8 protein-coding genes and 1 pseudogene are annotated in these 6,040 nt (G+C 50.8%); 2 read left to right on the top strand and 7 right to left on the bottom strand.

Going from position 1 to position 6,040, the window contains the following annotated elements:
* Window positions 1–104: 104 nt before the first annotated feature.
* Both H6F67_RS18410 and H6F67_RS18405 read left to right on the top strand, forming a co-directional pair.
* Window positions 105–851: pseudogene (locus H6F67_RS18410) on the top strand (ferrochelatase); the annotation flags it as partial.
* Window positions 852–932: 81 nt separating this feature from the next.
* A complete protein-coding gene (locus H6F67_RS18405; protein WP_190768079.1) occupies window positions 933–1,340 on the top strand; it encodes a cupin domain-containing protein in 408 nt (135 codons plus the stop codon).
* 104 nt (window positions 1,341–1,444) lie between these two features.
* Here H6F67_RS18405 and H6F67_RS18400 read toward each other — a convergent pair whose 3' ends face one another.
* From H6F67_RS18400 to H6F67_RS18370, 7 genes are all read right to left on the bottom strand, one after another.
* Window positions 1,445–1,966 (bottom strand): outer membrane beta-barrel protein, encoded by a 522-nt coding sequence (locus H6F67_RS18400; protein ID WP_190768078.1) that lies wholly within the window; start codon window positions 1,964–1,966, stop codon window positions 1,445–1,447.
* 533 nt (window positions 1,967–2,499) lie between these two features.
* Entirely contained in the window at window positions 2,500–3,501 is a 1,002-nt protein-coding gene (locus H6F67_RS18395) for a YegS/Rv2252/BmrU family lipid kinase (RefSeq protein ID WP_396798375.1), read from the bottom strand.
* Window positions 3,502–3,556: 55 nt separating this feature from the next.
* A complete protein-coding gene (locus H6F67_RS18390) occupies window positions 3,557–3,943 on the bottom strand; it encodes a nuclear transport factor 2 family protein (protein WP_190768077.1) in 387 nt (128 codons plus the stop codon).
* 36 nt (window positions 3,944–3,979) lie between these two features.
* A complete protein-coding gene (locus H6F67_RS18385; RefSeq protein ID WP_190768076.1) occupies window positions 3,980–4,486 on the bottom strand; it encodes a hypothetical protein in 507 nt (168 codons plus the stop codon).
* An 11-nt stretch (window positions 4,487–4,497) separates the two neighbouring features.
* On the bottom strand, window positions 4,498–4,845 hold the full coding sequence (locus H6F67_RS18380) for a hypothetical protein (protein WP_190768075.1): 348 nt from the start codon (window positions 4,843–4,845) through the stop codon (window positions 4,498–4,500).
* A 25-nt stretch (window positions 4,846–4,870) separates the two neighbouring features.
* The gene (gene nfi / locus H6F67_RS18375; RefSeq protein ID WP_190768074.1) at window positions 4,871–5,536 is read right to left on the bottom strand and encodes a deoxyribonuclease V; all 666 of its coding nucleotides are present in this window, start codon (window positions 5,534–5,536) and stop codon (window positions 4,871–4,873) included.
* Window positions 5,493–6,038: a GNAT family N-acetyltransferase gene (locus tag H6F67_RS18370; protein WP_199304505.1), complete on the bottom strand. Its 546-nt coding sequence runs from the start codon at window positions 6,036–6,038 to the stop codon at window positions 5,493–5,495. Before H6F67_RS18370 ends, nfi begins: the two co-directional genes overlap by 44 nt.
* Between the last annotated feature and the right edge of the window lie 2 nt (window positions 6,039–6,040).

Raw genomic sequence — 6,040 nt, 5'->3', positions numbered from 1 at the left:
CAGCATTTGTTGCTCAGACAATTCAACAGCCAGTGCTTGAGGGGTCGGCATTGATCAGTTTTAGAGCGACAATGCCCTCATCTTAGCTGTATAACGACTTCCGCCACCCTGCACTAGTGGTCGATTCGATTTTCACCAGCGGCATTGCCGTCGAGCAGGTGAACAAAGCGCTGGCGCAAATGGTGGATGGCACGGAACACTGGGTTAAAGGCCAGCGCTACATCCCCTCGTTCTACAACGAGCCTGCCTATATCGATCTGATGGCGCAAATGGTCGAAGAAAAGATCGCAAAAGATCTCGCCGTCGCGCATTTGCCCTCACAGACCGGAATCATCTTGATGAATCACGGCTGTCCGCACAAGGCAAAAGGCTTCACGTCTGGCATTGAGGAAAGTCAGGCACTCTACGATCGCGTCCGCGAAAAACTGATCTACCGCTTTCCACTCATCTCGGTTGGCTGGCTGAATCACCAAACGCCCCTGATCGAGTGGACGCAGCCGAACGCCGATCTCGCCGCCCGCAATTTGATCGACTTGGGCGCAACTGCGCTCGTCTTCATGCCGATCGGCTTCGCGACCGAAAATCACGAGACGCTGCTAGATGTTGATCACATCATTCACGGACTGCGCCGCAAGCATCCGCATGTCACCTACGTGCAAATGCCCTGCGTGAACGATCGCCCCGAATTCCTCAAAATGGCAGCAGACTGGGCAAATCCCCAAATTGCTGCTTTGCTGTCGGAGCAGGCGAGCGCCGTCAATCCCACGCTGGCCGTTGCTCAAGCGCAACACTCGCACGATCACGGCCATAGCCACAGCCACGATCACGGCCATCATCACCATCACCACTAAAATTTGGATGAAATAATTGTTGAGGGACACAGCTAAGGAATTGTGTCCCTTTTTTTTGCAGTATCAACCTCAAGAAGACTAATGGAGAAAGTAAACCTTAACGAAAAATTCGCTTTATTCTCGGACTACTGGAGTCCCAAAATTGTTGGTGAACTAAATGGGCAGCAGGTCAAGCTGGTTAAGGTTCAAGGAGAGTTTACCTGGCATCATCACGGGCAGGAAGACAAGCTTTTTCTAGTGATTCAAGGGCAGTTGTCGATCGAATTTCGCGATCCGGTACGGATCAGCTTCGCTGGCCGCGAAGCGCTGCCGGAACGGACTCGAACAGTAACGCTTAATCCTGGTGAATTCATCATCGTTCCCAAAGGCGTAGAACATAAACCCGTTGCCCTTGAAGAAGCGCACGTGATGCTGCTTGAGCCAGTTTCGACGCTCAACACGGGCAATGTTGTGAATGAAAAAACAGTCGCAGCGCTGCAAAGCTTGTAAGCAAAAAAGGCAGACAAGAAATCTGTCTGCCTCCTCACCATCTCCGTTTGAAAACCTTATTACTCGTACCTGAATAGGGGGATATCTCCCCCCATTCGAGACAATTAGAACCGGAAGCCAGCACCGACTTGCAGGGCAAGAGCAGGATCAGAGCTTTGTTGGTAGGCATCAAAGCCAAGCTTGGCATCACCAAAGACCACGACACGAGGCGCAACTTCGGTTTCAGCACCTGCCGTCAGCACAAACGAGTCTTGGTTGCCCAAGGGCGAAGTTTGCAGACCGTCAGAATCGACGAACGAGTAGCCTGCACCTGCATAGATGTTGGCACGGCTGCTGATAGGAATGTCGTAGGTCAGCGTGGGGACGATCGCGCTGGTGTCATCGGTAAACAGGACGGCACCGCGAGCCGAAACTGGCACGTTGGGAATGTCGATGCGGCCTTGAATCGTACCGCCAAACTGTGAATCTTGGCCGTCACCGCTGATCACGCCCGCCGACACGCCAGCACCCACGTAGGTTCCTTCCATGCCAGTTGGCAGTGCAGCAGCAGGGCGAGCGCCTGCCACGATCGGGGCAACAACAACAGCAGCAAGAGCAGAAAGCGTTGCAATTTTCGAGAATTTCATGGTCACGTTCCTTAGCGTTGAATGGTTTTTGGAAGTCACTTTCCTTTAATTACTTTGTCGTTGAAACCGACTTCAAAGTTCCAGCGAGTTTGGGCAGTGGGGCAAGTTGTTTTTCTCAATCAGAAGGAATATTGAGCAACTTTGCAAATGGCTTAGGCTCCGCTTTTTACCTTTCTGATATGATTCGGTAGAGCGGAAGCGCCTTATTTGCTTTGATTTCACTGCACTGATATTATTGTTGTAATTTGTAAAGTTACTCTTGTGAATGACTAATGGTCTGTTCGTCAACTGTCACATCAAAATAAAAAGATTGAAAAGTTTGTCACTCTATGACCTTAGTGTTTCATAACAGAATGATGAAAATTTTGTCATTGTTGGACGTAGAAAAGTAAGCTTTGTTCCGATCGCTGTGCCACCTGTTTCAAAGCAGAAATACTGTCATGTTGCCCACTGCGATCGACCCTGCCAAGGCAAGAAAAAGGCGCTCTAAACAGAACGCCTCTCCAACCTCGTACAGCTTAAATTTGACTAGGCTACTCGGCCGTTTCCAGCGCGGGTTCGTCTTTCTCGATTATGACCAGTCCCGGCAAACCATCCAGCTTCTCAGCCGGAATTTCTTCTTCCACAGCAGGCACCAACAGCGTCAGACCGCCCGGAATGCACTCGATTTCGATCGGCGTCTCGCCAAACAGTTCACCATCCACCACAACTTTTTGAGCAGGGTCAGCCGTAACGCGAATCTTGCGGGCACGCAGATAGCCGATGTCGTCGCGCTCGACTGGATTGCTGTTCAGAGCCGTTTGCAGCAGATGAACGCTGGCCGCGATCGCACTTGCTTTCGTGGTTGGTGCAACGATTGTAATGTCAAGCAGCCCATCGGCCACGTCAAGTCCAGCGGGACCTTGCGCCAAAATCGAAGTGGGCGGAGCGGCGTTGGCGATCGTAATTGCCGCAGCCTCAACCTGCACAATTTTCTCTTCGGTTTCGATTTCTGCTGTGAACCGATTCATCTCGCGCAATTGCTGAAGTCCGGCCAGCACGTAGGCCAAAATGCCAAAGCGATTTTTGGCTTGGCGATCGGCTTTTTCTACCACTTCCGCTTCAAAACCAATCCCCATCAGCAGCACCATCGGCATTCCGTTACACATCGCCGCATCCACGACTTGCGTTTTGCCGTTGAGGATTGTTTCGCAGGCAGCATCGATCGTATCGGGAATGTCCATCGCGTTCGCAAAAGCGTTTGCCGTGCCGCGCGAGATGATGCCGCAGGGAATACCTGTGCCAATTAGAGCAGCTGCTGCCGTCGAAAGCGTCCCGTCGCCACCCGACGCAATGATCATCTCCGCGCCCCGCTCAACCGCTTCTTTTGCCAGCACATCCGCACCCACATCCGGTGAAGTGAGTCGAATATCAAGATCAAATTCAGGCTCTAGCAACTCCTGAATTCTGGCTAAATCTTGCTCTGGATCGCCTTGACCTGCAACCGGATTGAAAATTAGACAGGCAGAACGTCGCATATTGCTTGAGGACAGCATTCAAGTTAGGGAATGCGATTTACTTTAGCGCGATCGCCCTCGTTGCGCCGTCTACCTAACGTAGGATGGGACTGCCGTGATGGTGAATCAAAAACCACTCTCCACCCATCAGTTCAAAAATATTCGTGGCGATCGTCGCAGCCTGCACCCTACGTCCGCCCACGATCTGCAAAACCGTTTCCGTCAGCACAATGTAAGCCAAATTGCCACTGATCTCGGCGGAAATGACTTCGATTTCAACTTCCATGTAGGCCGTATTGCGAAAAATCTTTTGCCACGAAATTTCAATTTGCTCCCAGCCGCGCAGAGCGGCACTACCCGGATGAATGCACAAACTTCCGGTTCCCTTCGACCAAATCGATCGCATCGCTTCAATCTCTTTTTTCTCAAAAGCGCGATAGAAGGCTTGATTGGCAGCAAGGGCAGCGGCGATCGTGGTCATGAATTAAAGGTTTGTGAGTGAATGATTAGAAATTATTTACGAACCAGGCGATCGCACTAAGGGATTTGAAATTGTGCTTTTTCCCGTCTGCAAATCGAGTATAAATTCTTGCCCATCAAGCAATTTAACGCTTAGTTTAGCCTCAAAAAAAACTGCATCGATCGCAATTTCTGGTAGCCAATAACTCACCATCGTTGTAGCGCTTTCATTAAAAGTGAATACTTCTGTTTCCGCAATTACAGCAGCCTTGGAATCTGCAAATTCAATATTAACTAGATTTGTGAATAGATTAAGTTTTAGCAGAACTCGACCAGTCCTGAGACAGATTGCTGCAAGTTGTCGATCGACTCCAATCCACAGCGCTGATTGATCGGGCGATCGCTTTACAATTGGCTCAATCAAATCGCTATTCCAACTTAATCCATAGTTTCCGAGCTTGCCTTCTAGTTCGATTACTGCAAATTTTCTGGAATATTCGCCTGCAATAATCTGTCTAACTCCATCGATTTGATTGAAAACATCTTCAGAAACAAATTGAATCATGCTCAAATCTCCTACCTGTACACTCTGGGCAAAATTGAGGTCACTTCAGGAATTGAAGACAGGTCTCCTCCTCGGTACAAGTATCGAACTGTGATATCTCCCTCGACAGCACCATTTCTGATTTGAATTCTCCGGCTGATTGTGGTTCCATAGCTGTCTACTCTTTGCTCAGTTTGAGGTGCATCTAACCCTGCTTCAAAAATTTCAAGCAGGCGATCACGTCCGTTGTTTTCCTCGTCAATACCTAAAGCCAGCAAATTTTCCTTATTTTGTATCGATCGAGCTTGATTTGCAGGTGTGGAAGCAACACGCCCAAAAAAGTAATCCCACTTGCCTTCTCGGATGAAAACGATATTCAAGCTCCATTGTAATGAGGAGTTAGTGCTAATTCCGATTAGACGCGAGTTTGTCAGCGATGCGCGTCGTTTCGGGAAGACGATATTTGGGAGTGCAGCGGAGTACATAGTCGATCGCCGTCTCCAAACTAATCCGATGACCGATCGAAATATAAAGCGGATTGGTGCGCGATCGCGTCCGCAACACGGCGCCGATCGTTTCTTTCTTGTCGATCAGCGGAACCCACGCGCCTTTTTCTTCGCTCAGTTCGGCGTGGGTTCCGATCAGGCGAGATTTGGCAACTCCGATCGCAGGCAGATCGACGAGTAATCCAAGATGGCAGGCGATGCCGAAGCGACGCGGATGCGCCAGTCCTTGTCCGTCACAGAGCAGCAGATCCGGCGTGATTGTCAGTTGTTCTAGGGCGGCGAGGACGGCGGGCACTTCGCGGAAGGAGAGGAAGCCGGGGACGTAAGGAAAAGTGGTCGGGCGATGGGCGATCGCTTGCTCTTGCAGCTTCAGGTCAGGAAAGCTGAGGACGGCAACCGCAGCGCGAGTGATTTCACCGTCGTCTTCATAGCCCGCATCGACTCCGGCCACGTACCGCACTTCACGAAGCTGGTCGGTCGTGATGATGCTCGATCGCAGCTTGTTTTGTAGCACGACAGCATCAGCGGCAGTGGTCGGCCAGTCGGAAATCGGCGGAATCTTCATGCAAAAATAGCGAACGGTATTCGGCTTCGAGCATCGACATAATGATCAAAGAATAGTACGCTTCGCCGCGCTTCTCGACATCGCGCAGGGTTCCCTCGACCTGAAAGCCGATCGATTCATACAGATGCCGCGCCCGCGCATTGTGCGGAAACACATCGAGCCAAAAGCGATGCGCGTGATGCTGCTCAAAGGCAAGCGTGATCAGTTGACAGAGCGCTTTGCGTCCGAAGCCTCGTCCGGGCTGGGAAATGACGAAGCGAGCCAGTTCAATCGATCGATTGGCAGACTGCAAGCCTTTCAAAATCGCGTAGCCGATTACTCCAGCTTCCTCAACAACCAGATATTGCTGATCGGCATCTTGCAGATTGGCCGTGTGTTCTTCGCGGCTCCAGCGACCGATGAAGTTTTGAAAGTCCGATCGCGCTTCTTGCGCCACGATGAAATCGATATCTTGAGCGTGAGCCGATCGCAGGTGCATGATTGGAGGAGGCAAAATGGACAATG

This window comes from Microcoleus sp. FACHB-1515 (assembly GCF_014696105.1).
Lineage (GTDB): Bacteria > Cyanobacteriota > Cyanobacteriia > Elainellales > Elainellaceae > JAAUTJ01.
This window is presented reverse-complemented; position numbering and strand designations above follow the sequence as displayed.

Coding starts and splice junctions, on each gene's coding strand:
- H6F67_RS18405 (WP_190768079.1), top strand. CDS start 933: ATGGAGAAAGTAAACCTTAACGAAAAATTCGCTTTATTCTCGGACTAC.
- H6F67_RS18400 (WP_190768078.1), bottom strand. CDS start 1,966: ATGAAATTCTCGAAAATTGCAACGCTTTCTGCTCTTGCTGCTGTTGTT.
- H6F67_RS18395 (WP_396798375.1), bottom strand. CDS start 3,501: ATGCTGTCCTCAAGCAATATGCGACGTTCTGCCTGTCTAATTTTCAAT.
- H6F67_RS18390 (WP_190768077.1), bottom strand. CDS start 3,943: ATGACCACGATCGCCGCTGCCCTTGCTGCCAATCAAGCCTTCTATCGC.
- H6F67_RS18385 (WP_190768076.1), bottom strand. CDS start 4,486: ATGATTCAATTTGTTTCTGAAGATGTTTTCAATCAAATCGATGGAGTT.
- nfi (WP_190768074.1), bottom strand. CDS start 5,536: ATGAAGATTCCGCCGATTTCCGACTGGCCGACCACTGCCGCTGATGCT.